The organism is Microbacterium kunmingense (assembly GCF_023155745.1).
Taxonomy (GTDB): Bacteria; Actinomycetota; Actinomycetes; order Actinomycetales; family Microbacteriaceae; genus Microbacterium; species Microbacterium kunmingense.
This window is the reverse complement of record NZ_JAKNUS010000012.1, coordinates 18,550-42,881: the sequence shown is the minus strand read 5'-3', so window position 1 is coordinate 42,881 and position 24,332 is coordinate 18,550. Positions and strand designations below refer to the sequence as shown.

The 24,332-nt window shown below is 71.0% G+C and carries 23 protein-coding genes; 11 read left to right on the top strand and 12 right to left on the bottom strand.

Annotated features, from left to right (window positions below):
• Positions 1 to 39 precede the first annotated feature (39 nt).
• The 4 genes from kynA to MA875_RS15200 are packed head-to-tail and all read left to right on the top strand — an operon-like array spanning position 40 to position 4,904.
• Positions 40 to 903 carry a tryptophan 2,3-dioxygenase gene (gene kynA, locus MA875_RS15215; RefSeq protein ID WP_248243105.1) on the top strand — a complete coding sequence of 288 codons (864 nt, stop codon included), beginning with the start codon at positions 40 to 42 and terminating at the stop codon, positions 901 to 903.
• A complete protein-coding gene (locus MA875_RS15210; RefSeq protein WP_248243104.1) occupies positions 890 to 1,924 on the top strand; it encodes an amidohydrolase family protein in 1,035 nt (344 codons plus the stop codon). Before kynA ends, MA875_RS15210 begins: the two co-directional genes overlap by 14 nt.
• Entirely contained in the window at positions 1,917 to 3,188 is a 1,272-nt protein-coding gene (locus MA875_RS15205) for a kynureninase (RefSeq protein WP_248243103.1), read from the top strand. Before MA875_RS15210 ends, MA875_RS15205 begins: the two co-directional genes overlap by 8 nt.
• A 9-nt stretch (positions 3,189 to 3,197) precedes the next feature.
• Positions 3,198 to 4,904, top strand: coding sequence for an aldehyde dehydrogenase family protein (locus MA875_RS15200; protein WP_248243102.1), 1,707 nt, complete (start codon positions 3,198 to 3,200; stop codon positions 4,902 to 4,904).
• Here MA875_RS15200 and MA875_RS15195 read toward each other — a convergent pair.
• The 5 genes from MA875_RS15195 to MA875_RS15175 all read right to left on the bottom strand — a co-directional run bounded on the left by MA875_RS15195 (position 4,901) and on the right by MA875_RS15175 (position 11,803).
• Complete coding sequence (locus MA875_RS15195; protein WP_248243101.1) at positions 4,901 to 5,677, bottom strand: hypothetical protein; 777 nt, start codon at positions 5,675 to 5,677, stop codon at positions 4,901 to 4,903. The genes MA875_RS15200 and MA875_RS15195 overlap by 4 nt on opposite strands.
• A gap of 843 nt (positions 5,678 to 6,520) precedes the next feature.
• Entirely contained in the window at positions 6,521 to 7,852 is a 1,332-nt protein-coding gene (locus MA875_RS15190) for an ABC transporter substrate-binding protein (protein ID WP_248243100.1), read from the bottom strand.
• 53 nt (positions 7,853 to 7,905) lie between these two features.
• Positions 7,906 to 8,832 (bottom strand): carbohydrate ABC transporter permease, encoded by a 927-nt coding sequence (locus MA875_RS15185; protein ID WP_248243099.1) that lies wholly within the window; start codon positions 8,830 to 8,832, stop codon positions 7,906 to 7,908.
• Positions 8,829 to 9,776 carry a carbohydrate ABC transporter permease gene (locus MA875_RS15180; protein WP_248243098.1) on the bottom strand — a complete coding sequence of 316 codons (948 nt, stop codon included), beginning with the start codon at positions 9,774 to 9,776 and terminating at the stop codon, positions 8,829 to 8,831. The genes MA875_RS15185 and MA875_RS15180 overlap by 4 nt, the downstream gene beginning before the upstream one ends.
• A complete protein-coding gene (locus tag MA875_RS15175; RefSeq protein WP_248243165.1) occupies positions 9,773 to 11,803 on the bottom strand; it encodes a beta-galactosidase in 2,031 nt (676 codons plus the stop codon). Before MA875_RS15175 ends, MA875_RS15180 begins: the two co-directional genes overlap by 4 nt.
• A gap of 219 nt (positions 11,804 to 12,022) precedes the next feature.
• Between MA875_RS15175 and MA875_RS15170 the strand changes: the two genes are divergently transcribed.
• Entirely contained in the window at positions 12,023 to 13,042 is a 1,020-nt protein-coding gene (locus MA875_RS15170) for a LacI family DNA-binding transcriptional regulator (RefSeq protein ID WP_248243097.1), read from the top strand.
• On the top strand, positions 13,039 to 13,350 hold the full coding sequence (locus MA875_RS15165) for a hypothetical protein (RefSeq protein ID WP_248243096.1): 312 nt from the start codon (positions 13,039 to 13,041) through the stop codon (positions 13,348 to 13,350). The genes MA875_RS15170 and MA875_RS15165 overlap by 4 nt, the downstream gene beginning before the upstream one ends.
• A gap of 116 nt (positions 13,351 to 13,466) precedes the next feature.
• Here the strand turns inward: MA875_RS15165 and MA875_RS15160 are convergent, their stop codons facing one another.
• Positions 13,467 to 13,772 (bottom strand): helix-turn-helix transcriptional regulator, encoded by a 306-nt coding sequence (locus MA875_RS15160; RefSeq protein ID WP_248243095.1) that lies wholly within the window; start codon positions 13,770 to 13,772, stop codon positions 13,467 to 13,469.
• Between MA875_RS15160 and MA875_RS15155 the strand changes: the two genes are divergently transcribed.
• The gene (locus MA875_RS15155; protein ID WP_308221541.1) at positions 13,698 to 14,549 is read left to right on the top strand and encodes a phytanoyl-CoA dioxygenase family protein; all 852 of its coding nucleotides are present in this window, start codon (positions 13,698 to 13,700) and stop codon (positions 14,547 to 14,549) included. The two genes, MA875_RS15160 and MA875_RS15155, sit on opposite strands and share 75 nt — an antisense overlap.
• A 3-nt stretch (positions 14,550 to 14,552) precedes the next feature.
• Here the strand turns inward: MA875_RS15155 and pip are convergent, their stop codons facing one another.
• Together pip and ypfJ are read right to left on the bottom strand one after the other, a co-directional pair.
• Entirely contained in the window at positions 14,553 to 15,563 is a 1,011-nt protein-coding gene (gene pip / locus MA875_RS15150; RefSeq protein ID WP_248243093.1) for a prolyl aminopeptidase, read from the bottom strand.
• On the bottom strand, positions 15,563 to 16,438 hold the full coding sequence (gene ypfJ, locus MA875_RS15145; RefSeq protein WP_248243092.1) for a KPN_02809 family neutral zinc metallopeptidase: 876 nt from the start codon (positions 16,436 to 16,438) through the stop codon (positions 15,563 to 15,565). Before ypfJ ends, pip begins: the two co-directional genes overlap by 1 nt.
• Before the next feature lie 67 nt (positions 16,439 to 16,505).
• On the opposite strand from ypfJ, the gene MA875_RS15140 reads away from it, so the two are divergent.
• The 4 genes from MA875_RS15140 to MA875_RS15125 all read left to right on the top strand — a co-directional run bounded on the left by MA875_RS15140 (position 16,506) and on the right by MA875_RS15125 (position 20,338).
• Positions 16,506 to 17,507 carry a malate dehydrogenase gene (locus tag MA875_RS15140; protein WP_248243091.1) on the top strand — a complete coding sequence of 334 codons (1,002 nt, stop codon included), beginning with the start codon at positions 16,506 to 16,508 and terminating at the stop codon, positions 17,505 to 17,507.
• The gene (locus MA875_RS15135; protein WP_308221540.1) at positions 17,504 to 19,171 is read left to right on the top strand and encodes a cation:proton antiporter; all 1,668 of its coding nucleotides are present in this window, start codon (positions 17,504 to 17,506) and stop codon (positions 19,169 to 19,171) included. The genes MA875_RS15140 and MA875_RS15135 overlap by 4 nt, the downstream gene beginning before the upstream one ends.
• 51 nt (positions 19,172 to 19,222) lie before the next feature.
• On the top strand, positions 19,223 to 19,669 hold the full coding sequence (locus tag MA875_RS15130) for a recombinase family protein (RefSeq protein ID WP_248243090.1): 447 nt from the start codon (positions 19,223 to 19,225) through the stop codon (positions 19,667 to 19,669).
• Positions 19,670 to 19,780: 111 nt separating this feature from the next.
• Positions 19,781 to 20,338 (top strand): flavin reductase family protein, encoded by a 558-nt coding sequence (locus tag MA875_RS15125; RefSeq protein ID WP_248243089.1) that lies wholly within the window; start codon positions 19,781 to 19,783, stop codon positions 20,336 to 20,338.
• Positions 20,339 to 20,682: 344 nt separating this feature from the next.
• On the opposite strand, the gene MA875_RS15120 is transcribed toward MA875_RS15125, so the two are convergent.
• The 4 genes from MA875_RS15120 to MA875_RS15105 form a co-directional block, all read right to left on the bottom strand.
• A complete protein-coding gene (locus MA875_RS15120) occupies positions 20,683 to 22,956 on the bottom strand; it encodes an ATP-binding cassette domain-containing protein (RefSeq protein WP_248243088.1) in 2,274 nt (757 codons plus the stop codon).
• A gap of 89 nt (positions 22,957 to 23,045) precedes the next feature.
• A complete protein-coding gene (locus MA875_RS15115) occupies positions 23,046 to 23,474 on the bottom strand; it encodes a TA system VapC family ribonuclease toxin (protein ID WP_248243087.1) in 429 nt (142 codons plus the stop codon).
• Positions 23,474 to 23,698, bottom strand: a complete 225-nt coding sequence (locus MA875_RS15110) for a hypothetical protein (RefSeq protein WP_248243086.1) — start codon at positions 23,696 to 23,698, stop codon at positions 23,474 to 23,476. Before MA875_RS15110 ends, MA875_RS15115 begins: the two co-directional genes overlap by 1 nt.
• 31 nt (positions 23,699 to 23,729) lie before the next feature.
• Positions 23,730 to 24,302 carry a DNA-3-methyladenine glycosylase I gene (locus MA875_RS15105; RefSeq protein WP_248243085.1) on the bottom strand — a complete coding sequence of 191 codons (573 nt, stop codon included), beginning with the start codon at positions 24,300 to 24,302 and terminating at the stop codon, positions 23,730 to 23,732.
• Positions 24,303 to 24,332: the final 30 nt, after the last annotated feature.

The window sequence follows — 24,332 nt, the reverse complement described above, 5'->3', positions numbered from 1 at the left end:
ACCCGCGGCCGACCCCCCGCGACTGGCTAGGCTGACGGAGTGACGGTCGAGCGCAACACCCGACCCCTGGAGCCCACGGTCGAGACCGACTTCTCCGACCGGATGAGCTACGGCGGCTATCTGCAACTTCCCACCCTGCTCTCGGCGCAGCTGCCGCTGAGCGACCCCGAGCACCACGACGAACTGCTGTTCATCGTGCAGCACCAGACCACGGAGCTGTGGCTGAAGCTCGTGCTGCACGAGCTCGCCGAGGCGTGCCGACTGCTGCGCGAAGACGAACTCGCCCCGGCACTGAAGTGCATCGCGCGGGTCAAGCACATCCAGCGCACCCTCACCGAGCAATGGTCGGTGCTGGCGACCCTCACCCCCACCGAGTACGCCCAGTTCCGGGGCGTCCTCGGGAAGGCGAGCGGCTTCCAATCGGCGCAGTACCGGGCGGTGGAGTTCACCCTCGGCAACAAGAACGCGGCGGTCCTGAAGGTGTTCGACGCCGACCCGACCGCGCATGAGCTCGTCCGCACCGCACTCGAGCAGCCGAGCCTCTACGACGAGTTCCTCCGACTCCTCGCGCGCACCGGCTACAACATCCCGAGCGAGATCCTCGACCGCGACGTCACCCAGGCGTGGACCTTCACGCCCGAGCTCGTGCCGGTCTTCACGGGCATCTACGCCGACACCGCGACGCACTGGGCCGCGTACGAGACGTGCGAAGAGCTCGTCGACCTGGAGGAGAACTTCCAGTTCTGGCGCTTCCGCCACCTGAAGACCGTCGAGCGCATCATCGGCGGCAAGACAGGAACGGGCGGGTCGAGCGGGGTGCCGTTCCTGCGCCGCGCCCTGGACCTCACCTTCTTTCCCGAGCTCTGGGCGGTCCGCACCGAGGTGCCCGATGCCGCATCCTGACGCGCTGCCCGCGCTGCCCGCGCTGCGCGCACTGCTCGGTCCGGACGCCGCCCCGGTCCGCCGCGCCCTCACCGATGAGGAGGGCATCTCCCTCCCCGCGTTCGTCGATCACCACGTGCACCTGCACCTCATCGACGGCGAGCGTCTGCCGCTCGGCGGGATCGCGGCGGTGGTCGACCTCGGCGGCGACCCCGCGACGCTCGCTTCCCGCCCCGCGGGCGCTCTGCCGCACGTGACCTACGCAGGCGCCTTCCTCACGACCCTCGGCGGCTACCCCGCCGGTCGCGAGTGGGCTCCGCCCGCCATCGTTCGCCAGATCACCGATCCCTCCCCCCAGGTCGGACGCCCCGGAGGCGCGGCGACGGCGGTGGACGAGCAACGGCTCGCCGGAGCATCCGTCATCAAGATCGTCCTGCACCACGAGCGCCCCCTACCCGACGACGCCGTGACGACGATCGTCGAGACGGCGCACGCTGCCGGGCTCGTCGTCGTCGCTCACGTCGAAGGAGACGGGATGACGCGGCGCGCCCTCGACGCCGGGGTCGACGCCCTCGCCCACACCCCGTTCACCGAGCGGCTCGACGAGGGCCTCGTCGCCCGGGCGGCCGCCGCACAGGTGTGGATCTCGACCCTCGACATCCACCGCGAGGACGCCGACGCGGCAGGTCTCGCCCGCGAGAACCTCCGGGCGTTCCGCGCGGCCGGCGGCCGCGTCGTCTACGGCACCGACCTCGGCAACGGCGAGCTGCCGCTCGGGGTGAACCCGCGCGAGCTCCGCGCGCTCATCTCGGCCGGGTGCGACGGGCCGGCCCTCGTCGCCGCGCTCACCGACCCGTGGCCCGGCACCGCGTCGCTGCCGGAGGTGCGCACGTTCCTGCGCGGCCGGCCGCCAGGCGGCGCCGACGACCTCGACGCCCTGGCCGACTGGCTCGCCTCGGCGAGCGTCGTGCCGACCGAGGACCTGATCCCCGCGGTCGACGACGGAACGGACAGCGCCGACAGGAAGGACGACGATGACTGACCCCCACGGGCGTGCCGGCACGAAGGACTGGGATGCCGCGGCATCCGCTCTCGACGCCGCCGACCCGCTCCGCGGGTTCCGCGACCGGTTCGTCGGATCCGAGACCTCGCTGGTCTACTTCGACGGCAACTCCCTGGGCCGGCCGCCGCGGGCGACCGCCGACCGGCTCGCCCGCTTCGTCACCGAGGAGTGGGGCGGGCGACTCATCCGCGGGTGGGACGAGTCGTGGATGCGCCTCCCCTATGCCGTCGGCGACGAGATCGGCCGGGTGACCCTCGGTGCGGCGCCAGGGCAGACGGTCGTGGGCGATTCGACCACCGTGCTGCTGTACAAGCTGATGCGCGCCGCTGTCGATCACCAGCGCCGCCGGGATCCGGCCCGGGTCGAGATCGTCATCGACACCGACAACTTCCCCACCGACCGGTTCCTCGTCGAGGGGATCGCCGCCGAGCGGGGCGCGACGATCCGCTGGATCGAGGTCGACACCGCCGCCGGGGTCACCCCGGATCAGCTCCGCGCCGTGGTGAGCCCGGCGACCGCGCTCGTCGTGCTGTCGCACGTCGCCTACCGTTCGGGGCACCTGGCCGACGCCCCTGCGCTCACCGCGATCGCCCACGACGCCGGTGCGCTGCTGCTGTGGGATGTCTGCCACTCGGCCGGATCCGTTCCCGTCGAGCTCGACGCGTGGGGCGCCGACCTGGCGGTGGGCTGCACCTACAAGTACGTCAACGGCGGCCCGGGTTCGCCGGCGTTCGCCTACGTGACGACGCGGCTGCAGTCCGAGCTCACCCAGCCGATCCAGGGGTGGATGGGCGCGGCCGACGTCTTCTCGATGGGTCCGCGCTACGAACCCGCCGAGGGCATGGGCCGGTTCCTCTCGGGAACCCCGCCGATCATCGGGATGCTCGCGATGCAGGACACCCTCGCGATGATCGACGAGGCGGGGATCGGGCCGATCCGCGAGAAGTCGCGCGCGCTCACCGGCTTCGCCGTCGACCTCGCCGACGACCTGCTCGCGCCCTTCGGCGTGACCCTCGGGTCACCGCGCGACGCGGCCGAGCGGGGCGGGCACGTGACGCTGCGGCATCCGCAGATGCGCGCCGTGACGGCGCGGCTCTGGGAGAACGACGTCATCCCCGATTACCGCGACCCGGGAGGCCTGCGCATCGGACTGTCGCCGCTGTCGACGAGCTTCGCCGAGACCCTGGCGGGCATGCGGGCGGTCGCCGATGCGCTCGCCACCAGCGCCCGCACCGCGCCTTAGGCTGGGCGCGTGCCGGCACCTGACATCGACGTCGCCCTCGACGACCTGCGCGACGGATCACGGGCTTGGGTCGCGCTGACCCTCTCGCAGCGGGCTCGCCTTCTCGATCGGCTGCACGCGAGCATCAGCGACGCGGCGCCCGAGTGGGCCGCCGCCGCGGCGCGGTCGAAGGGTCTCGATGCCCGCCATCCCCTCCGCGGCGAGGAGTGGCTCTCGGGCCCGTACGGCGCGATCGAGCTCGTCGACGCCCTGGCCGCGACGCTCCGCCGGCTCGCGCGGGGGATCAACCCGCTCGACGGGGTGCGGATCACCCCCGCGCCCGGTGATCGGGTGCGGGTGGCCGCCTTCCCGCTCCGCGCGATCGACGCCCTGCTGCTGTCGGGCTTCACCGGCGAGGTGTGGCTGAAACCCGGGGTCACCGAGTCCGAGGCTCGGGCGGGAGCGGGCCTCGCGCAGCGCTCCCCCGGCACCCCGGGCGGGGTGGGGCTCGTGCTCGGCGCCGGCAACGTCACCTCGATCCCTGTCGCCGACGTGCTGTACGAGCTCTTCGCGCACAACAGGGTGGCGATGCTCAAGCTCAACCCCACGCAGGAGACGCTGCTGCCGATCTTCACGCGCGCGCTCGCGCCGCTGATCGAACCGGGTTTCCTGCGCGTCATCGCCGGCGGCCCCGACGTGGGGGCCGCCCTCACCGCGCACCCCGGGATCGACCACGTGCACATCACCGGGTCGGCATCGACCTTCGAGCGGATCGTCTGGGGCGACGGACCGCAGGCCCGTCGCCGTCGCCGCGAGAACCGCCCGGCGCTGAAGAAGCCCATCACCGCCGAGCTCGGCGGGGTCTCGCCGATCATCGTGGTGCCCGGCGAATGGTCGGCTGCCGACATCCGGTATCAGGCCGAGCACATCGCGACCATGCGGCTGCAGAACGCCGGACACAACTGCATCGCCGGTCAGGTGGTGCTCCTCAGTCGCGACTGGCCCCAGCGCGCGCAGTTCCTCGCGGCGCTCCGCCGCGCGTACGACGAGGCGACCGCGCGGATGCCCTGGTATCCGGGGAGTTCGGAACGGATGGATGCCGCCGCGGCGGCCTATCCCGACGCGATGTGGTGCGGCGACCGCACCCGGCTGCTCGTCGAGACCGAGGCGGGTGCGGTTCCCGGTCCGATCGAGGAGACGGAGTACTTCGCACCCGTCCTCGGTGTGATGACGCTCCCGGGTCTCGGTCAGGACTTCCTCGACGCCGCGGTCGCCCACGCGAACGAGCGACTGACCGGAACGCTCGGCGCCAACATCCTCATCGATCCCGCGACCGAGGCGGCCCTCGGCGACGGCTTCGAACGGGCCATCGCCGACCTGCGCTACGGCGCGATCGCGATCAACGCGTGGACGGCGTTCGTCTTCCTCACCCCGACCCTCACCTGGAGCGCGTTCCCCGGCAGCACCCTCCAGGACGTCGGAAGCGGCATCGGCATCGTGCACAACGCGCTCCTGCTCGATGATGTCGAGCGCTCGGTCGCCCGGGGGCCCTTCCGGCCCTTCCCCCGGTCTCTCACCGCGCTCGTGCGGGGTGGCCGGTTCTCGGTTCTGCCGAAGCCGCCGTGGTTCGTGTCGTCGCGCACGGGGGCGACGGTGAGCGAAGGGTTCACGCGGTTCCGGATGCACCGGCGGTGGCCCGCGCTCGCGGTGACGCTTCTGCGGGCGTTCCGGGCCTAGCCGAGCGCGGCGACCACGCCCCACGCGAGCGCGCTCGTCGCGAGGAGAGGCAGGATGCCGGGGGCGTCCGCGTCGGCTGGTCGGAACCAGCCGCGGAACGACACCGCGATCGACAGCGCCAGCACGACGAGGGTCACGACCCGCGTCCAGACTCCGACCGGGTCGCCGACGATGCCGCCGCCGATCTGCGCGAATGCGATGAGCCCCCAGGGCACGATGCCGATGACGGCCGCCAGCGCCGCGGGGCGCCGAAGACCCCGGATGCCGCGGGGCGCCGTCGGGGCGTCGGAGGCGTGGGCGGATGTAGGGGCGGGGGTGGGGGCGGGTGTGTGAGTGGAGGCGGGTGTGTGGGCGGGGGCGGGCTCGAGGTCGGGACCGGCCATGCGCGGGGCGACGAGAGCGCCGTCGAGGGCGAGCATCATGACAGCGCCGGCGGTCAGGGCGTAGAGCGCGACGAGGGTGGTCAGTTCGGTGATGCCGTTCAGCTGCGCGATGAGGAAGACCGCGACGCCCGACAGTTGCGACCACCCGATCCAGGTGACCAGGCGCGCGCGTGTGGCGAGCGGGTCGATGCGCGCGACGGCGACGTCGACGAGCCCGCCGAGGGCGAGGAGCACCACCGCGGCCCACCCGGCGTGGACGGTCGCGATCGCGACATCCGCTCCCCCCAGGCGGGCGGTGACTTCACCGGTGGCCGGCATGGCGGTCACCGTGATCACGACGCCGACGACGATCGCCTGCACCAGGTACAGTCCTGCGCGAACGAGCCTCATGCGGTCATTCTGCCCGCCCGCGGGCACCGTCGTGCGGGGGTTGCGCGGGCGGGCGGGTGCCGTGTGGTCGGCTTCGTCGGTCGGATGGTCGCCCGTCGCCGCCGACGCCGACCCCCACCGAAAGCGCCGCCTCGATCAACGGGGCGGATCGGGGTGGCACGAATGGTCGCCCGTCGCCGCCAGACCCGACCAATTCCGCCACCTCGATCACCGGGCGCGGATCGGGGTGGCACAGATGGTCGCCCGAGGCCGCCAAACCCGACCACTTCCACCACCTCGATCAACCGGCGCGGATCGAAGTGGCACGAATGGTCACCCGTCGCCGCCAGACCCGACCAATTCCGCCACGTCGATCACCGGGCGCGGATCGGGGTGGCACAGATGGTCGCCCGAGGCCACCAAACCCGACCAATTCCGCCACCTCGATCAACCCGCGCGGGTCGACGTGGCACGAATGGTCGCCGACAGGTCGCATGCGCGACCATCTTCGCCACCTCGCCGCTCCGCGGCATCCGGCAGCGACGCAGGTGACCCAGGCGACGAAGGTGGCGCAGATGGCGACCTTCACCCGGCCAAGCCCACCATCTGCGCCACTTTCGCGGCGGAGCTCGAGACGAAGGTGACGCAGATGGCGACCCTCACCCGGCCAAGGTCACCATCTGCGCCACTTCGACGCAACGAACGCGCCGACGCAAACGAGCCCACCCGATCCCGCCCGCCGCGGCGTCCTCGCGAGAGGACGGGCGACACGCGGGAAAGGGTGGGCTCGTCGGGCCGCGGCCCCCGGCGAGAGGGGCCGCGGCCCCCGGCGCGGATCGGGCCGCGCCGGGGTCGTGCAGTGGGTTACTCGGCGACGGGGATCGACTGCGCCTCGAGCGTCGAGATCGTGGCCGCCTGGCCCTCCTCGAGCGCCTCGAGCAGCGTGCCGTTGCCCTGCGCGGCGGCCTTGAAGCCGTCGGAGACGTCACCGTAGGTCTGCGTCATGGTCGGGCCCCAGGTGAAGTTGGGGTCGACCTGGGTCGCGGCCTCGGCGAAGACGTCGTAGATCGGCTGGCCACCGTAGAACTCCACGCCCTCCTTCAGCACCGGCAGCTCGAGGCCGGCGGTGGTGGCGGGGTAGATCTGAGCGGTCTCGTTGAGCGAGGTGAGCGCCTCTTCCGAGGTGTTCAGCCACAGCGCGAACTTCGCCGCCTCGTACAGGTGCTCGGTGCCGTTGAAGACGGCGATGGACGATCCGCCCCAGTTGCCGGCCTTCTCCTCACCGGCGTTCCACTGCGGGGCCAGGGCCACCGACCAGTTGCCCGAGGTGTCGGGGGCACCCGAAAGGATCGAGTTCGCGCCCCACACGGCCGAGTTCCAGGTCCAGACCTCGCCCGAGTTGTAGGCGTTGTTCCACTCGTCGGTCCAGGCCGGGTAGGTCGAGACCAGGTCGTTCTCGATGAGGTCCTGCCAGTAGTCGGCGACCGTCGTCGACTCCTCGCCGGTGAGGTTCACCGTCCAGGCGTCACCGTCGTTCTCGAACCACTGACCGCCGGCCTGCCAGACGAAGCCGGCGAACTGGTTGATGTCGCTGTCGGAGAAGTTGGTGATGTAGCCACCGGCCTCGCGCACCTTCACCGCAGCCTCGCGGTACTCCTCCCACGTGGTCGGAACCTCGATGCCGTTCTGCTCGAACAGGTCGCTGCGGTAGAACAGCGCCATCGGGCCCTGGTCCTGGGGGATGCCGTACACCTCGTCCTCGGTGCCGAGCGTGACCTGGCCCCAGGTCCAGTCGAGGAACTGGTCCTCGGCGGCGAGCACGTCCTCGCACGCGCCGAGGTCGACAAGACCGTCCTGCACGCGGAAGTTCGGCAGCGCGTCGTACTCGATCTGACCGAGGTCGGGAGCGTTGCCCGCCTCGAGCTGGTTGAAGAAGTTCTGGTATGTGCCGGCGTTGCCCGACGGGCCCGTCTGCACCTCGACCTGGATGTCGGGGTTCTCCTCGTTCCACATCGCGACGGCATCCTCGATGCCCGGGATCCACGAGGTGAACGTGAGGGTGACATCCTCGCCGGCCGGCTCGCAGGAGGCGGCGTCGCCTCCACTGCTCGAGCCTCCGCCGGCCGCACAGCCGGCGACGGCGAGCGCGGACACGGTGAGCAGGGCTGCGGCGGCCGCTCGTTTCGTTGAACGCATTGTTTCCTTCTCTCGGTGGTGGGTGCCCGGGTTGCTGCCCGGGCTGGGGGGTGTCACTTCAGCGCGCCGGTGCCGAGGCCCGTACGCCAATACCGCTGAAGCAGCAGGAACGTGATGATCAGGGGGACGATCGACAGCAGCGAGCCGACGAGCACGAAGGTGCGCAGCTCCGGGAACTGGTTGATCGTGGAGTTCCAGGCGTAGAGCCCGTAGGTGACCGGGAACAGCTCTTCGCTGCGCAGCATGATCAGCGGGAGGAAGAAGTTGTTCCAGATGGAGACGAACTGGAAGAGGAACACCGTCACGAGCGCCGGGAACATCAGCCGGATCGACACCGTGAAGAAGGTCCGGATCTCCCCGGCGCCGTCGAGGCGACTCGCCTCGAGCAGCTCATCGGGGACGGATGCCTCGGCGAAGACGCGGCTCAGATAGACACCGAACGGGCTGACGATGCTCGGGAGGAACACCGCCCAGAAGGTGTTGGTCAGCTGCACCTGGCTGAAGAGCAGGAAGAGCGGCAGCGCGAGTGCGGTCGCGGGCACGAGCACACCGCCGAGCACGACGTTGAAGAGCGTTTCGCGGCCCGGGAACCGGTACTTCGCCAGCGCGTATCCGCACATCGACGCCAGGAGGGTCGCCACGACGGCACCGACACCGGCGTACAGCAGGCTGTTCAGCAGCCACCGGAGGTACACCCCGTCGCGGTAGGCGACGAGGGCACCGACGTTCTCGAAGAAGCGGAAGTCGGCGAACCACAGCGGGTTGGTGCTGAACAGGTCGCCGCGGTCCTTCGTCGAGGCGATGAGCAGCCACCAGATGGGCGTCAGGAAGTAGAGGGTGAAGACCCCCATGACGATGAAGGCGGCGGTGCGGGGGATGACGCCCTCGCGGGGTCCGCGCCCCGTGGCATCCTGTCCGCCGCTCTTCCGGCGGCGCGACGCCGTGGGGTTCACGGCCGTCATCGTGGTCGTCGTGCTCATGACGCCGCCGCCTTCCGCCGGGTGATGCGCAGGAACGTGAAGGACAGGACGAAGGTCGCAAGAGCCAGGACCACCGAGAACGCCGCCGCCAGCGACACGTTCGGGATCGAGCTCGTGGCGTAGATCGTCATGTTCGGGGTGTAGCTGCTCGTGACCGCCGAGCTGAACGCCCGGAAGGTCTGCGGCTCGGCCAGCAGCTGCAGCGTGCCGATGATCGACAGCACCCCGGTGAGGACGAGGGCGGGGCGGATGAGCGGGATCTTGATCGACCACGCGATCCTCGCCTGCCCCGCGCCGTCCAGCCGCGCGGCCTCGTAGATGTCGCCCGGGATCGCCAGGAGCGTGGAGTAGATGATCAGCATGTTGTAGCCGACGAACACCCACGTCACGACGTTCGCGATCGACCACAGCACCAGGTCGGAGGAGAGGAAGTCGACCTGGCTGGTCACCGCCTCGAAGGGGGACAGGTTCGGGGAGTAGAGGAAGCCCCACATGATCGCGGCGATGACGCCGGGCACCGCGTAGGGCACGAAGAACGCCAGGCGGAAGAACTTCTTCCCCTTCAGCAGCGGCGAGTCCAGCAGCAGGGCGAACAGAAGCGCCAGCCCCAGCATCACCGGCACCTGGACGACCCCGAAGAGGAACACCCGGCCCACGGATGACCAGAACTCGGCGTTCTGGAACACCAGCGCGTACTGCGCGAACCCGCCGAAGACCTCGCGGGCCTCGCCGAACGTGCCCTCTCGCTCGACGACGAGCAGCGACTGCCACACGGCGTAGCCGATGGGGATGACGTAGAAGAGGGTGAAGACCAGCGCGAACGGCGACACGAAGGCGACGATCGCCCACGGGTTCTGCACGCGCGGGCGCTTGCGCTTCTGCACCGGCGCGTCGGGCGCCGCGACCGTGCCGGCCAGGCCGGCGATGGATGGCGAAGTGGTCATGCCGTCTCCTCTGTCGGCTGCTCACGGATGACACGGACGCCGCCGGCGGGAACGACGATGGTCCCCGTCGCGCGGCTCTGGGTCACGAGATCGTCTCCGACCGCGTCGACCTCGACGGGTCGGTCGGTGGTGTTGATGACGAAGCGGTAGGCGCGGTCGGCGCCGCGGCGACGGATGATCTCGACTCCGCGTCCGGCGCCGGGCTCGGGGCTCGCGCCGGCCGCCGCGACGGCGGTCTCGAGCAGGTCGCGCAGGGCCGGCGCGTCCAGGAGCGTCGCGATGTACCACGCGTCGCCGCTGCCGGCGGATCCGCCGGTGCGCCGGGTGATCGCCGGGAGCCCCGCCGACGGCCCGTCCGCGAAGCGTGCCACGACTGTGGCGTCGGTCACCGACATCCGCTCGGTCCACATCGTCGCGGTGGCGCCGGTGTCGAGCGTGACCGTCGTGCCGGGATGGACGGGGGCGAACTCCTCGACGCGGATGCCGAGCAGGTCGCGCCAGGCTCCGGGGTGGCCGCCCGGGCGGACCCGGTCGTTCTCGTCGACGATGCCGCTGTAGAAGGTGACGACCACGTGGGTGCCGGTGGCCGCGGCGCCGTCGAGCGCGCGGGCGTCGGCGTCGGAGATGAGGTGCAGGCCGGGGACGACCACGAGACGGTACCGCGAGAGGTCGGCTCCGGGCCGGACCACGTCGACCGTGTGGCCGAGGTCGCGGAGCGCGCCGTAGATCGCGTGCACCTGGTCCAGGTAGCCGAGCGCGTGGTTCGGGCGGTTCTCGGCGTCGGCGGCCCACCACGATTCCCAGCTGAAGAGCATCGCGACGTCGGCGGTGACGGTGGTGCCCGCCACCTCGTCGAGGCGGCCGATGAGGGCGCCGAGTTCGCGCACCTCGCGCCAGAGCGCGGTGTCGGTGCCGGCGTGAGGGAGGAGCGCCGAGTGGAACTTCTCCGACCCCTGCAGCGATGCGCGCCACTGGAAGTAGCAGACGGCGTCGGCGCCGCGCGCCACGTGCGAGAGCGAATCGCGGGTCATCTGGCCGGGCGCCTTGGCGAGGTTGACCGGCTGCCAGTTCACCGCACCGGTGGAGTGCTCCATGAGCAGCCACGGGTCGCCACCGGCGAGCCCCCGGGTGAGGTCGGCGGTGAAGGCGAGCTCGGCGAGCGGGTCGGCCAGGCGCGAGTCGAGGTAGTGGTCGTTGGCGATCACGTCCATCTCGGGCGCCCAGGTCCAGTAGTCCAAGGCGTCGATGTGGGCGGTGACCATGAAGTTGGTGGTGACCGGGATGCCGCTGTGGCGGCGGATCACGTCACGCTCGGCGCGATAGTGGCCGAGCACCTCGTCGCTGCAGAAGCGGCGGTAGTCCAGAACCTGGCCGGGGTTGCGGGTCGAGACGGTGCGCAGCGGCGTGAGGATCTCGTCGAAATCGCTGTACCGCTGGCTCCAGAAGCTCGTGCCCCACGCCGCGTTCAGAGCGTCGATCGTGCGGTATTTCGCGCGCAGCCACCGGCGGAAGGCGCGGGTCGACTCGGCGCAGTGGCACTCGGCGTTGTGGCATCCGAGCTCGTTGGAGACGTGCCACAGGGCGACCGCGGGGTGCGATCCGTATCGCGCCGCGACGGCCTCGACGAGCGCGAGCGCATACCGGCGGAACACCGGAGAGCTCGGGCACCAGGCCTGGCGGCCCCCGGGGTAGCGGGTGGTGCCGTCGTCCATCACGGGCAGGATCTCGGGATGCCGCGTGGTCAGCCAGGGCGGCGGGGAGGACGTGCCGGTGCCGAGGTTCACGCGGATGCCGTTGTCGTGCAGCAGCGAGACGACCTCGTCGAGCTCGTCGAAGCGGAAGGCACCGTCGGGGCCCTGCAGCGCCGACCAGCCGAAGACGTTGATCGCGACGAGGTCGACCCCGGCTTCGCGCATCAGGGCGACGTCTTCGCGCCACACCTCGGGCGTCCACTGCTCGGGGTTGTAGTCGCAGCCGAAGGCGACACCCTGGTGCGCGAAGCGCGGGTGAGCCGGCGACGCGGCGATCTCGGTGAGAAGCGCGTCGTCGCTCTGCGGGGGGAGCGTCGTTGCGAGGTGGTCCACAGATCTCCAGAAGTACGGGGTGTTGCGAGCGGTTGCTGTGTGAACGTGCACAGTTTCCCGGACGACAACTCCTCGTCGAGAGTCTGTGAACGTACACACACTGACATTTCCGCGGGCCGGCTGTCAAGCGGAAAGTTCGACGTCGAGGGCTACAGTGGCCTCGTGACCACTCCGCCCGTGCGCCCGAAGCGCGCCACCGTGCATGACGTGGCGCAGGAGGCCGGGGTGTCTCGGGGCACGGTCAGCCGTTACGTCAACGGCGACCGCTACGTCTCCGCCACGGCCCGCGAGGCGATCGAGGCGGCGATCGCGAAGGTGGGGTACGTGCCCAACACCGCGGCGCGCAACCTGGTGATGCAGCGCAGTCAGGCGGTCGGCTTCATCGTCCACGAACCGCACTCGCTGTTCATCGAAGACCCGAACATCGGCGAGATCCTGCTCGGCGCCAACGCCGCCCTCTCGGAGGCGGACCATCAGATGGCCGTCCTCATCGTTGACACCGGACGGGACACCGACCGCGTCGCGCGGTACCTCTCCGGCGGCTTCGTCGACGGAGTGATCATCGTCTCCGCCCGCGCCAATGACCCGATCACGCGCGTCGTGGAGCGGTTGCAGCTGCCGGCGGCGTACGTCGGGCACCCGCCGGGGGCGTCCTCGGCGTCGTTCGTGGTCATCGACAACCGTGGGTCGGCGCGCGCCATCACCTCCCGCCTGGTCGAGACGGGCCGCCGGCGCATCGGCATGATCGCCGCGGCGCTCGACCGCGACTCGGGCTCGGATCGCCTCGCCGGATTCCGCGAGGCGCTCGGCGACCGGTTCGACGAGACCCTGGTCGAACCCGTGCCGCTGTATTCGTATTCGGCGGGGAGGGAGGGCATGCAGGCGCTGTTAGCGCGCTCACCCGACATCGACGGCATCTTCGCCGCATCCGACGCCGTCGCCGCCGGGGCGGTGGAGGCCCTGCGCGCGGCGGGGCGCCGCGTGCCCGAGGATGTCGGCGTGGTCGGCTTCGACGACTCGGCGTGGGCGCGACGCACCCTGCCCGCCCTGTCGACCGTGCGCCAGCCCGCCGCGCGGCTGGGCGCCGAGGCGGCACGGCTGGTGCTCGAACGCATCGCCGGCGCGCCGGGCGGCGCCGAGGTGATGCTCGAGTGCGAGACGGTGTGGCGGGAGTCGGCGTGAACCTCGACGACCACACCCTCGCGGCGCGCGTGCTCGAGGCACGGCTGGAGGTGCGGCATCCGTCGCCGCTGAAGCGCGCGGCGAAGTACCTCGGTGCGTTCGCACTGGCCGTCATCGGCGGGGGCGACGACCTCGCCGCGCCGACCTTCGACCTCGTGGTGGTGCGCTCCGACAGCGATGCCCCCGTGCTGCGGGTGAACGCCGGCACCGACGCCGAGGCGAGCCGCCTGCTCGAGACCGTGCGCCGTGACCTCGGCGAGAAGACGGTGCGCGACTTCTTCTCCGAGTGGCGGCTCCTCGACGCCTGAGCGTCGCCTCTCCACCCGCGCCCCACCACGAATCCCCTCCAGCTTCGGAGATTCGCGCGAACGTCGGACGTGGTGCCGGGGTCGGCTCCGAAGGTGGCGCGAATCTCCGCAGCTCGTCAGGCACCGGCGAGCCGCCGCCGGTAGGCGGCCGGCGCTTCGCCGCAGCGATCGCGGAATCGCGCGTAGAACTGGCTCTGCGAGCCGAACCCGGCGGCGAAGCCGACCTCGGTGATCGGCATGTCGGTCGTCAGCAGCAGTCGCTGCGCCCGCGCGACCCGGCACTGCAGCAGGTACTCGCCGATCGTGATGCCGAGCGCCCGCCGGAACAGCGTCATGGCGTACTGCGGATGCAGGTGCACCTGCCGGGCGACATCCTCCACCCGCAGGTCGTCGGCCGAGCGTTCCGAGATGAAGACGGCCATCTCGCCGGCGGTGCCCTTGACCCCCGGATGCCCCGGGGCGACCTCCGTGCGACGCGCGGCGATCCGCCGCAGGAGTGCCTCGACTTCGAGCTCGGCCGCGCGCCGCTCGGCGTCGCCGGGCTCGTCCGCCAGGGCGCCGGCCCACAGCTCCGCACGCTCGGCGAGCGCGAGGCCCGCTCCCTCCGACACCAGCACCAGGTCGCCGGCGAGGAGCGATCCGATGAAGCCGCTCAGGCGATCGACTGGCACCAGGACGCGGTGCACCCCCGCACGCACCGCATCTTCAACATCGACGTCTACCTCGACGCCTCCCGCGCCGGCGAGGGCGCCCTTCGCGTCGCGCCCGGCTCCCACCTCGCCCCGGTCGACGTCTGCCAGCTGCAGGAGGAGTACGGGTGGAACGCACCCGGCGTCATCCAGGTCGAGCTGAACCCCGGCGACGTGCTCGTGCACGACGTGATGATCGTCCACGGGTCGGAGGCCGTGACCGGCAATCGCCTGCGCCGGACGATCTACTACGAATTCCGTGCCGCCGAGCAGATCCTCCGCGAGGGCCCCTGGGACGCGGAGTGGGTCGACCGACGCCTACGGCTCGTGCCCCTGGGACTGCGCGAGCACGCGCGGCAGAACCCCGATGCCGAAGCGTTCGACTGGCGGATCTCGCCCGACCTCGCGCCCCGGGTGGGCGACGATGTCGACGCCGAGCTGCGCATCGCGCACGTCGTGCACTCGCCGGGGTCGTACTGCAGCGCCGGGAGCGTGCCCTTCACGGCCTGATGCTCAGTCGGTGACGTCCGCCGACACGGCCATGTCGTCCCTCGCGAACCGGTCGGTCGCCGCGCGCAGCGCCGCGGCGATCCCCGGTTCGGAGGCGGAGTGCCCCGCGTCGTCGACGATCACGAGCTCCGCCTCCGGCCACGCCCGGTGCAGGTCCCACGCGGTCATGACGGGCGTGCAGACGTCGTACCTTCCCTGCACGATGACCCCCGGGATGTCGCGGAGCGCCGTCGCGCCACGGATCAGCTGCTCCTCGGAGAACCATCCGCCGTGCATGAAGAAGTGGTTCTCGATGCGCGCGAAGGCGGTCGCCGCGACCTCGTCGGTCATCGTGCTGACGAGGTCGGGGTCGGGGCGGAGGGTGAGGGTCGCCGCCTCCCATCGCGTCCACGCCTTCGCCGCCGGCACGTGCACGGCCGGGTCGGGGTCGGAGAGCCGTCGGCAGTAGGCCTCGATCATCCGGGAGCGCTCGAGGACCGGGATCGGGGCGAGATAGTCCTCCCAGAGGTCGGGGAAGATCGCCGCGGCACCCCCCTCGTAGAACCACTCCAGCTCGTGGGGGCGAAGCGTGAAGACGCCGCGCAGCACCACCTCGGTGACAGCCTCGGGGTGCGTCTCGGCGTAGGCGAGGGCGAGCGCACTCCCCCACGAGCCGCCGAACACCTGCCAGCGGGTGATCCCGAGGTTCCGCCGCAGCAGTTCGATGTCGGCGACGAGGTGCCAGGTGGTGTTGAACCGCAGATCCGCCTCGGGCGCCGACGCGTGCGGGGTGCTGCGACCGCAGCCGCGCTGGTCGAAGAGCACGATCCGGTAGCGCTCGGGGTCGAAGAACCGCCGGTGCCAGGGCGAGGTGCCGGCCCCCGGGCCGCCGTGCAGGAACACCACGGGCTTGCCGTCGGGGTTCCCGCTCTCCTCCCAGTAGACGCGGTTGCCGTCGCCGACGAGCAGCTCGCCGGTCGCGTAGGGCTCGATGGGGGGATAGAGGATGCCGTCGAGGTGCGCCGGGCCGCTCATCACAGCTCGCTCCCCGACACCGCGAAGGTGTCGCAGGCGCTGACGCCCCCCTGGTAGCCCGCGGCGAACCAGCGCTGCCGCTGCTCGCTCGACCCGTGCGTCCAGCTCTCGGGGTTCACCGGCGCCCCGGATTCCTGCTGGATGTGATCGTCGCCGACCGTGGCGGCGGCGTTCAGCGCATCGGTGATCTGGGTGCCCGTCGGTTCGAGCAGGAACGGAACGCCGTTCTCGTCGACGTAGTCGGTCATCGCCGCCACCCATGCGCCGGCGAAGCAGTCGGCCTGCAGTTCGATGCGGACGCCGTTGCTGTCGGGGCCGGTGCCGTTGTCGGGGTTCTGCTGGGTGATGCCGGTGATGTTCTGCACATGGTGGCCGTACTCGTGGGCGAGCACGTAGAGCTGGGCGAGCTCACCGGCGCTCGCATCGAACCGCTCGCGCAGGAGCCCGAAGAAGGTGGGGTCGATGTACACCGTCTCCTCGGGCGGGCAGTAGAACGGCCCGGTCGCATTCGACGCCGTGCCGCACGCCGACGAGGTGGACTGGTCGACGATGATCAGCTGCGGCTGGCGGTAGCCCTCGACCTGCTCCGCCCAGTACTGGTCGAGCACGAGCGACCCCGCCGCCAGGCGGCACTCGTCGTTGCGGTTGGCGTCGGCACCGGTCTCGCACGACGCGATCTCGCTGCCCTCGCCGCCCGAGACCCCGGGCACGCCGCCGCCGCCGAGAAGGCCGGAGAAGTCTCCGCCCGTGAACAGGTTCAGCAGCAGCACGGCGATCGCCCCGATACCGGCCACGCCGCCACCGGCGAGAGCGAGTCCTCCGCCGCGCCGTCGAGCCGTGTTCCCGCCGACCTGTGCGTTCTCATTGAACGTCATCTGCTCACGGTACCGCCCCTGGCCCCTTCCTCACGGGACGACGCCGCGCGGCCTTATGCTCGGAGCCATGCGCGCGACGACGATCACCCTCACCGGCGCCGGAGGGCAGATCGGCTACGCGCTGCTCTTCCGCATCGCCGCCGGCGACATGCTCGGCCCGGAGCGACCGGTGAACCTGCGACTGCTGGAGATCCCCGCGGGACTCCGCGCCGCCGAGGGCGCCGCCCTGGAGCTGCAGGACTGCGCCTTCCCCCTCCTCGCCGGGGTCGAGATCTCGGATGACCCGCGCACGGCGTTCGACGGATGCGAGATCGCCCTGCTCGTCGGCGCCCGGCCCCGCGGTCCCGGCATGGAGCGCGCCGACCTCCTCGCCGCGAACGCGGGGATCTTCGGCCCGCAGGGCGCGGCGCTGAACGACGTCGCCGACGACGCCGTCCGCGTGGTGACGGTGGGCAACCCCGCGAACACCAACGCCCTCATCGCGCAGTCGTGGGCCCCCGACATCCCTCCCGAGCGCTTCACCGCTCTGACCCGCCTCGATCACAACCGCGCCGTCGGCCAGCTCGCCGCCGCTCTCGAGGTGAACCCGCGCGACATCGACGGGGTGATCGTGTGGGGGAACCACTCGGCCACGCAGTACCCCGACGTGTCCCACGCCACGGTCGCCGGTCGCCCGGTCATCGACGCGCTGGCCGAGCGGCTCGGCGGTGCGGACGACGCGATCGCGTGGCTCGATGACCAGTTCGTCCCCCGGGTCGCGCGCCGCGGCGCGGAGATCATCGAGGTGCGCGGGTCGTCGTCGATCGCCTCGGCCGCCCACGCCACGATCGAGCACGTCCGCAGCGACGTGCTCGGCGGCTTCCGCACGTCGGCGGCGGTCGTCTCGCACGGCGAGTACGGGGTGCCGGAGGGTCTCATCTGCTCGTTCCCGGTCTCTTCCGACGGCTCGGGCTACCGGGTCGTCGCCGATCTGGGAGTGGACGAACGGTCACGGCGGCTCATCGACGCGTCGGTGGACGAGCTCGTCGCCGAGCGCGACGCCGTGCGGAGTCTGGGCCTCCTGCCGTGATCGAGGTCATCGTCATCGCCACGGTGACGGTGCTCGTCATCGCCGGGGCGACGGCGCTCGGTCCGAGGCTCCGGCTCGCCGGGCCCCTGCTGCTCGTGCTCTTCGGGCTCGGCGTCAGTCTGCTGCCCTTCGTGCCGCCGTTCGAGCTCGACCCCGAGGTCATCCTCGTGGGCGTGCTGCCGCCTCTGCTGTACTCGGCGGCGGTGTCGCTTCCCGCGATCGAGTTCCGCCGCGACGTGCGACCCATCTCGGGGCTGGCCGTGCTGCTCGTGCTCGTCAGCGCCGTCGCGCTCGGCTTCTTCTTCCACGCCGTCATCCCTGGGCTCGATCTGTATCTCGCGATCGCGCTCGGCGCGATCCTGAGCCCCACCGACGCGGTGGCGACCTCCATCGCGAAACGGCTCGGCATCTCCCGACGCGTCACCACGTGGCTGGACGGCGAGAGTCTGCTCAACGACGCCACATCCCTGGTGATCCTTCGCACGATGGTCGCCGCCGCGGTCACGGGGTCGGTGCCCGAGGGCGGCATCGTCGGGGCGTTCCTCTGGGGAGTGGTCGTCGCGATCGTCGTCGGCTCGGTCATCGGCTACGTCAATCTTCGCGTGCGCGCGCTCGTGCGCAATCCCGCGGCCAACACCACCGTCGGGTTCGTCGTGCCGTTCGTGGCCTACCTTCCCACCGAGGCTCTCGGCGGCTCGGGCCTCGTTGCCGCGGTCGTCGCCGGGATCGTCACCGGGCAGGGCGCGGCGCGCCGCTTCACTCCCGAGCAGCGCCTCTCGGACGAGTTGAACTGGCGCACCGTCGAGCTCGTCCTCGAGGGCGCGGTGTTCCTCGTCATGGGGCTCGAGGTGAAGGACCTCTGGGACTCGGTGTCCGCCGACGGAAGCGGCGGCCTGGAGCGGGCCGTCTTCCTCGCCGCGACGGCCCTCCTCATCATCCTCGCCGCGCGCGTGGTGTTCGTCTCGGTCCTCGTGTGGGGTGAGTCGCGTCGCGCGCGGCGCGCGGCGACGCATCTTCCCCGCGTCCGCACCTGGCCCGACCGGGTGCCCGCGCGTGCGCGACCACGCGTGCTGCGGTTCATCGAAGACCTCGAGTACCACCGCACGACCCCGCTCGGGTGGCGGCACGGCACGATCATGGTGTGGGCGGGCATGCGAGGGGTGGTGACCCTTGCGGCGGCGCAGACCCTCCCGGCCGAGACCCCGTCGCGCGACCTGCTCGTCTTCGTCGCCTTCCTCGTCGCGGTCGGGAGCCTCCTGCTGCAGGGCTCGACGCTCCCCTGGGTGGTGCGGATGCTCGGCCTCGACGGCGAGGGTGACGAGACCGTCGGGCGCGAGGAGCGGCTGCGGCTGGATCAGGAGCTGCGGGATGCCGCGGCCGCGGCCCTCGCGGAGGAGACGCTCGCACGGCGCGACGGGGAGAGCTTCCCGCCGGAGCTCATCGCGCGGGTCGGCGACCGGTACACCCGCCCACCTGATGACGACACCACCGCGCTCGTGCGCGACACGCTCGAACTGCGGCTCGTGCTCATCCGGGCGATGCGACAGCGGCTCACAGAGCTGTCTTCGGGCGGGGCGTACAGCACCGCGGTCCTCCGGCATGCCCTCGCCGAACTCGACGCCGACGAGCTGAGCCTCGAGCTCCGCCTCGACGGCGAGGACTGACAGGGGCGAAGAAGGTCGCGGCACGCGTCATCCCGGGTGAGAATGGATGTCATGAGTGCGGGATTCGGCGAGGCGATGGAGACCAGCCCCGTGCCCGTCCCCCACGACGCCGCCGACTGTCCCAAGTGCTTCACCGAGCTCCAGCGTGATCGAGACTGGTGGGCCGCGCGCCCGTCGGGCGCACGCCTGGTCGGGCTCGTCATCGCCCGCGACGACATGCCCTCGGTGGTGGAGCAGCGCGAGCTCCTCACCCGCTTCGGCGTTCCCATCGAGGGATTCCGCCACCCCGCGCCCGAGACCCTCGAGACCTGGGAGGAGCGGCTGGTGCGCCTGTTCGGCACGCTCCGCCAGGGTGATGTGCTCGTCGTCGCGAACGTGCATGCGCTCGGGCGCGACATCGAGGAGGAGACGCGCACGGTCGCTGCCCTCCGGCGCCGAGGCGTCGTGGTGAAGGTGCTCAGCCACGGGGCCCGGCACCTGTTCGACGCCGGTCGGTGAGCTGTGGGGAATCGTTCGGGGGTCCGCGCGGTTTCCTCTGTCGTGCCCAGCTCTGAAACATCACGAAATGCGATGACGGCGAACGATCTGTCGCGGGCTAGCCTGCCGCCCATGACTCGTTCCGCCGCCGGCACCCACCCCGCGTCGTTCCCGACCGCCTCGCTCAGTGCCGAGGAGTTCAAGACCGTCTTCCGCGGGCACCCCGGCGGCGTGGCCGTCATCACCGCCGACGCGGGCGACGGACCGGTCGCCCTGACGGCGACCTCGGTGTCCTCCGTCAGCGCCGAGCCGCCGCTGCTGATCTTCTCGCTCTCGTCCATCTCGTCGGCCGCTCCGACCATCGCCGCGGCTCACACGGTCGTGGTGCACCTGCTCGACGCCCACGACCTCGAGCTCGCCAAGCTCGCCGCCACGAGCGGTATCGACCGCTTCGCCGACACGTCGCTGTGGGCCCGCCTCCCCACGGGCGAGCCGGTGTTCCCCGGGGCGCGGGCATGGCTGCGGTGCGCGATCATCAACCGGATGGACGCGGGCGCCTCGACCGTCATCGCCGCCCAGGCGCTGCAGCACCAGATCACCCGGGACGTCGAGCCGGGCGAGCCCGCCGACGCACTGGTCTACCACAACCGCACCTGGCACCGCCTCGGCGAGCACTCGCAGCTCGGCTGAGCGCGCGGCGTCGCGGCGGCCCCGCGCGATCCACCGGCGCGCCCGCGCGCGCCCGCGCGACGCGACCCGTCAGAAAACGTCGCCTCCTCCCATCCCAAGCCGCACTTTCTGACGGCTCGCGAAAAGAACGCGACGCGACGGCGCGAACGTCACGCGACGGCGCCCCGCGCCCGCACGCCCGCCCGCCCGCGCGACGCGACCCGTCAAAAAACGTCGCCCCCTCCCCTCCCAAGCCGCACTTTCTGACGGGTCGCGAAAGGCGCGGTGCCGTCGTGCGGGCGGGCGGCCGCGCGAGCCGTCGCGCGCGCCGGCGCGCGCGCCCGCGCGGCCCGGCAGCGGCGCGCTCAGGCGCCGACGTAGGTGCGCAGGTGACGCGCGGTGAGCGTGTCGCCTGCGGCGACGAGGTCGGCGGGCGTCCCCTCGAACACGATGCGCCCGCCGTCGTGCCCCGCGCCCGGCCCGAGGTCGATGATCCAGTCGGCGTGCGCCATCACGGCCTGGTGATGCTCGATGACGATGACGCTGTTGCCGGCGTCGACGAGTCGGTCGAACAGACGCAGCAGGTTTTCGACATCGGCGAGGTGCAGCCCCGTGGTCGGTTCGTCGAGCACGTAGATCGCGCCCTTCTTCGCCATCGAGATCGCCAGCTTCAGGCGCTGACGCTCCCCGCCCGACAGCGTGTTCAGCGCCTGCCCGAGCGTGATGTACCCGAGCCCGACGTCGATGAGACGCGCGAGCGTGGTGTGCGCCGGGCCGGTCGGGAAGAAGTCCGCCGCCTCTGCCGCCGACATCGCCAGCACCTCGGCGATGTTCTTGCCGTTCAAGAGGTACTCGCGCACCTCGGCACTGAACCCCGTCCCCTCGCACACCTCGCAGAGCGTCTCGACGCTCTGGGTGTAGCCGAGGGTGGTGATGATGACCCCGAGGCCCTTGCAGACGGGGCAGGCCCCCGCCGAATTGGCGCTGAACAGCGACGCCTTCACGCCGTTCGCCTTCGCGAACGCGGTGCGGACGGTATCGAGGATGCCGGTGTAGGTCGCCGGACTCGACCGGCGTGACCCCTTGATCGGCGACTGGTCGACCACGACGACGTCATCGAAGGCCGGAACGTTGCCATGGATCAGGGAGGACTTCCCCGACCCCGCGACCCCGGTGACGACGGTGAGGATGCCGAGCGGAATGTCGACGTCGACCCCTGTGAGGTTGTGCTGCGTCGCCCCGCGGATCTCCAGCGCGCCACGGCGGTCGCGGGTCGACGCCTTGAGGGTCGCGCGATGGTCGAGATGCCGGCCGGTGAGGGTCTGCGAGGCACGCAGCCCCGCGACATCCCCCGTGTACTGGATCTCGCCGCCCGCGCGGCCCGCACCGGGTCCGAGGTCGACGATGTGGTCGGCGATCTGGATGACCTCGGGTTTGTGCTCGACGACGAGCACCGTGTTGCCCTTGTCGCGCAGGCGCTGGAGGAGGTCGTTCATCCGCTGGATGTCGTGGGGGTGCAGGCCCGCCGTGGGCTCGTCGAAGACGTAGGTGATGTCGGTGAGCGAGGAGCCCAGGTGACGCACCATCTTGGTGCGCTGCGCCTCACCGCCCGAGAGGGTGCCCGACGAGCGGTCGAGCGACAGATACCCGAGGCCGACCTCGACGAAGGTCGCCGTGAGGTGCTTCAGCCCCGTCATCAGCGGCCCCACCTCGCGGTCGTCGACGGTGTCGAGCCAGGCGGCGAGGTCGGAGATCTGCATCGCCGCGGCATCCGCGATCGAGACGCCGTCGATGAGGGATGACCGCGCCGCCTCGTTCAGGCGGGATCCGCCGCACTCGGGGCAGGCGGTGAACATCACGGCACGGTCGACGAACGCGCGGACGTGCGGTTGCAGGGCGTCGCGGTCCTTCTGGAGGAACGACTTCGTGACCTTCGGGACGAGTCCCTCGTAGGTCATGTTGATGCCCGTGACCTTGACCTTCGTCGGTTCCTGGTAGAGCAGCGCGTGCAGCTCGTCGTCGGAGTAGTCGCGGATCTTCTTGTCGGGGTCGACGAACCCCGACTCGGTGAAGATGCGCACCATCCAGCCGTCGACGTTGTACCCCGGGATGGTCAGCGCCCCTTCGGCGAGCGACCTGTCGCGGTCGAACAGCTCGTCGAGGTTGATGTCGCTCACCTCGCCGAGTCCCTCGCAGCGCGGGCACCAGCCCTGCGGCAGGTTGAAGCTGTAGTGGAAGCTCGCGCCGGCACTCGGCTGCCCGAGCCGGCTGAAGAGGATGCGCAGCATCGCCTGGGCGTCGGTGGCGGTGCCGACGGTGGAGCGCGAGTTGGCGCCCATCCGCTCCTGGTCGACGACGATGGACGCGCTGACGTTCTCGAGGGCGTCGACCTCGGGGCGGCTCAGCTGCTCCATGAACTGCTGCACGAACGTCGGACAGGTCTCGTTGATAAGTCGCTGCGACTCGTTGGCGATCGTTCCGAAGACCAGCGACGACTTCCCCGATCCGCTCACGCCGGTGAAGACGGTGAGTCGGCGCTTGGGAATGTCGACACTGACGTTCTTGAGGTTGTTCTCGCGGGCGCCGACGACCCGGATGAGCCCGTGCGAGTCGGCGATGTGAGCGGATGCGGCGGCCATGCGTTTCCCGTCTGTCGAGGCGTAGCGACCCTACAGCGTGCCACCGACTGCGGACAGGGGCCTGTCCGCGGGCCCGTTCGCCTCCGCGCTCAGGGGATGGGGAAGACGACCTTCGCCCCACCCGGGACCGTAGAGGCCACGATCCTGGTGTCGAAGGTCGCGAGCAGAACCTCGTGGGACGCGGCGAGATGAAGCAGGTACGTGTCGGTGACCTGGGAGCTGGCGAGGAGGCGCTCGGTGTGCACGGAACCGTCCAGGAGACTGACCGAGTCGGGGAGGAACTCATGGCCGGCCTGCGCCGCCAGACTCGACAGGCTCGCCAGCACGACGGGAGCGGGTTGACTGTTCGGGTATCTCGGATGACTCACGACGCGGACGACGCCGTTCTGCACGATCGGACAGGTGTGCCACGTTTCCTCGGCGCGCGTCGCGAACCAGCGGTGAGCCCGCTCGTGATGCACGTGCAGGGGATCGATCAGGGCGATGACGGCGTTGACATCGAGGAGGAACCCCGCCATCAGGTGTCGTCTCGAAGCGCGTTCACGTCATCGAGGTCGGCATTGCCCGCAGCGGGATCGGCGGGCAGGAGGACGATGCCGTTGCGCGTGCCGAAGCGACGCCGCTCGGTGAGCGTCGCGCGAGCGAGTTGCGAGAGGGCTTCGCCGAGCGTCAGACCGCGGGCGTCGGCGAACTGTCTCGCCGCAGCGAGGACGTCATCGTCGATGGTGACCGTGGTGCGCATGGATCAAACATCACGCATCACGCATCAGGTGTCAAGCCGCGCGCCAGCAGCCCTCGAGGTGGTCGTCGACCATTCCGGATGACTGCATGAGGGCGTACATCGTGGTCGAGCCGACGAAGCGGAACCCGCGCTTCTTGAGATCACGGCTGAGCGCGTCGGACGCGGGGGTTGTCGCCGGCAGATCGGCGAACGATCGCGGACGGGGCCGCTCCGCGGCATCCGGAGCATAGGCCCACATCAGCGCGTCGAGCGCGCCCTCGGGCATGTCGGCGACGATCCGGGCGTTGCCGATCACGGCGAGGATCTTCGCGCGGTTTCGGACGATGCCCGCGTCGGCCATGAGGCGCTCGACATCGTCCTCGTCGAAGCCGGCGACGACCGCCGGGTCGAAGCCGGCGAAGGCCTCGCGGAACGCGGGACGTTTGCGAAGGATCGTGATCCACGACAGCCCGGCCTGGAAGCCCTCGAGGCTCATCTTCTCGAAGAGGGGCCGATCGCCGTGCAGCGGGCGGCCCCACTCTTCGTCGTGGTAGCGCCGGTACTCGGCGTCGTCGCCGACCCATCCGCAGCGGTCGCGTCCGTCGGGCCCGGTGACCACACTCATGCGGTCAGTATGCCCGGACCCGACGACACC

What these genes read in the sequence shown, in the direction of transcription:
- MA875_RS15210 (WP_248243104.1), top strand. Translation starts at nt 890, where the DNA reads ATGCCGCATCCTGACGCGCTGCCCGCGCTGCCCGCGCTGCGCGCACTG.
- MA875_RS15205 (WP_248243103.1), top strand. Translation starts at nt 1,917, where the DNA reads ATGACTGACCCCCACGGGCGTGCCGGCACGAAGGACTGGGATGCCGCG.
- MA875_RS15195 (WP_248243101.1), bottom strand. Translation starts at nt 5,677, where the DNA reads ATGAGGCTCGTTCGCGCAGGACTGTACCTGGTGCAGGCGATCGTCGTC.
- MA875_RS15190 (WP_248243100.1), bottom strand. Translation starts at nt 7,852, where the DNA reads ATGCGTTCAACGAAACGAGCGGCCGCCGCAGCCCTGCTCACCGTGTCC.
- MA875_RS15185 (WP_248243099.1), bottom strand. Translation starts at nt 8,832, where the DNA reads ATGAGCACGACGACCACGATGACGGCCGTGAACCCCACGGCGTCGCGC.
- MA875_RS15180 (WP_248243098.1), bottom strand. Translation starts at nt 9,776, where the DNA reads ATGACCACTTCGCCATCCATCGCCGGCCTGGCCGGCACGGTCGCGGCG.
- MA875_RS15155 (WP_308221541.1), top strand. Translation starts at nt 13,698, where the DNA reads ATGCAGGTGCACCTGCCGGGCGACATCCTCCACCCGCAGGTCGTCGGC.
- MA875_RS15160 (WP_248243095.1), bottom strand. Translation starts at nt 13,772, where the DNA reads ATGGCCGTCTTCATCTCGGAACGCTCGGCCGACGACCTGCGGGTGGAG.
- pip (WP_248243093.1), bottom strand. Translation starts at nt 15,563, where the DNA reads ATGAGCGGCCCGGCGCACCTCGACGGCATCCTCTATCCCCCCATCGAG.
- ypfJ (WP_248243092.1), bottom strand. Translation starts at nt 16,438, where the DNA reads ATGACGTTCAATGAGAACGCACAGGTCGGCGGGAACACGGCTCGACGG.
- MA875_RS15140 (WP_248243091.1), top strand. Translation starts at nt 16,506, where the DNA reads ATGCGCGCGACGACGATCACCCTCACCGGCGCCGGAGGGCAGATCGGC.
- MA875_RS15130 (WP_248243090.1), top strand. Translation starts at nt 19,223, where the DNA reads ATGAGTGCGGGATTCGGCGAGGCGATGGAGACCAGCCCCGTGCCCGTC.
- MA875_RS15125 (WP_248243089.1), top strand. Translation starts at nt 19,781, where the DNA reads ATGACTCGTTCCGCCGCCGGCACCCACCCCGCGTCGTTCCCGACCGCC.
- MA875_RS15120 (WP_248243088.1), bottom strand. Translation starts at nt 22,956, where the DNA reads ATGGCCGCCGCATCCGCTCACATCGCCGACTCGCACGGGCTCATCCGG.
- MA875_RS15115 (WP_248243087.1), bottom strand. Translation starts at nt 23,474, where the DNA reads ATGGCGGGGTTCCTCCTCGATGTCAACGCCGTCATCGCCCTGATCGAT.
- MA875_RS15110 (WP_248243086.1), bottom strand. Translation starts at nt 23,698, where the DNA reads ATGCGCACCACGGTCACCATCGACGATGACGTCCTCGCTGCGGCGAGA.
- MA875_RS15105 (WP_248243085.1), bottom strand. Translation starts at nt 24,302, where the DNA reads ATGAGTGTGGTCACCGGGCCCGACGGACGCGACCGCTGCGGATGGGTC.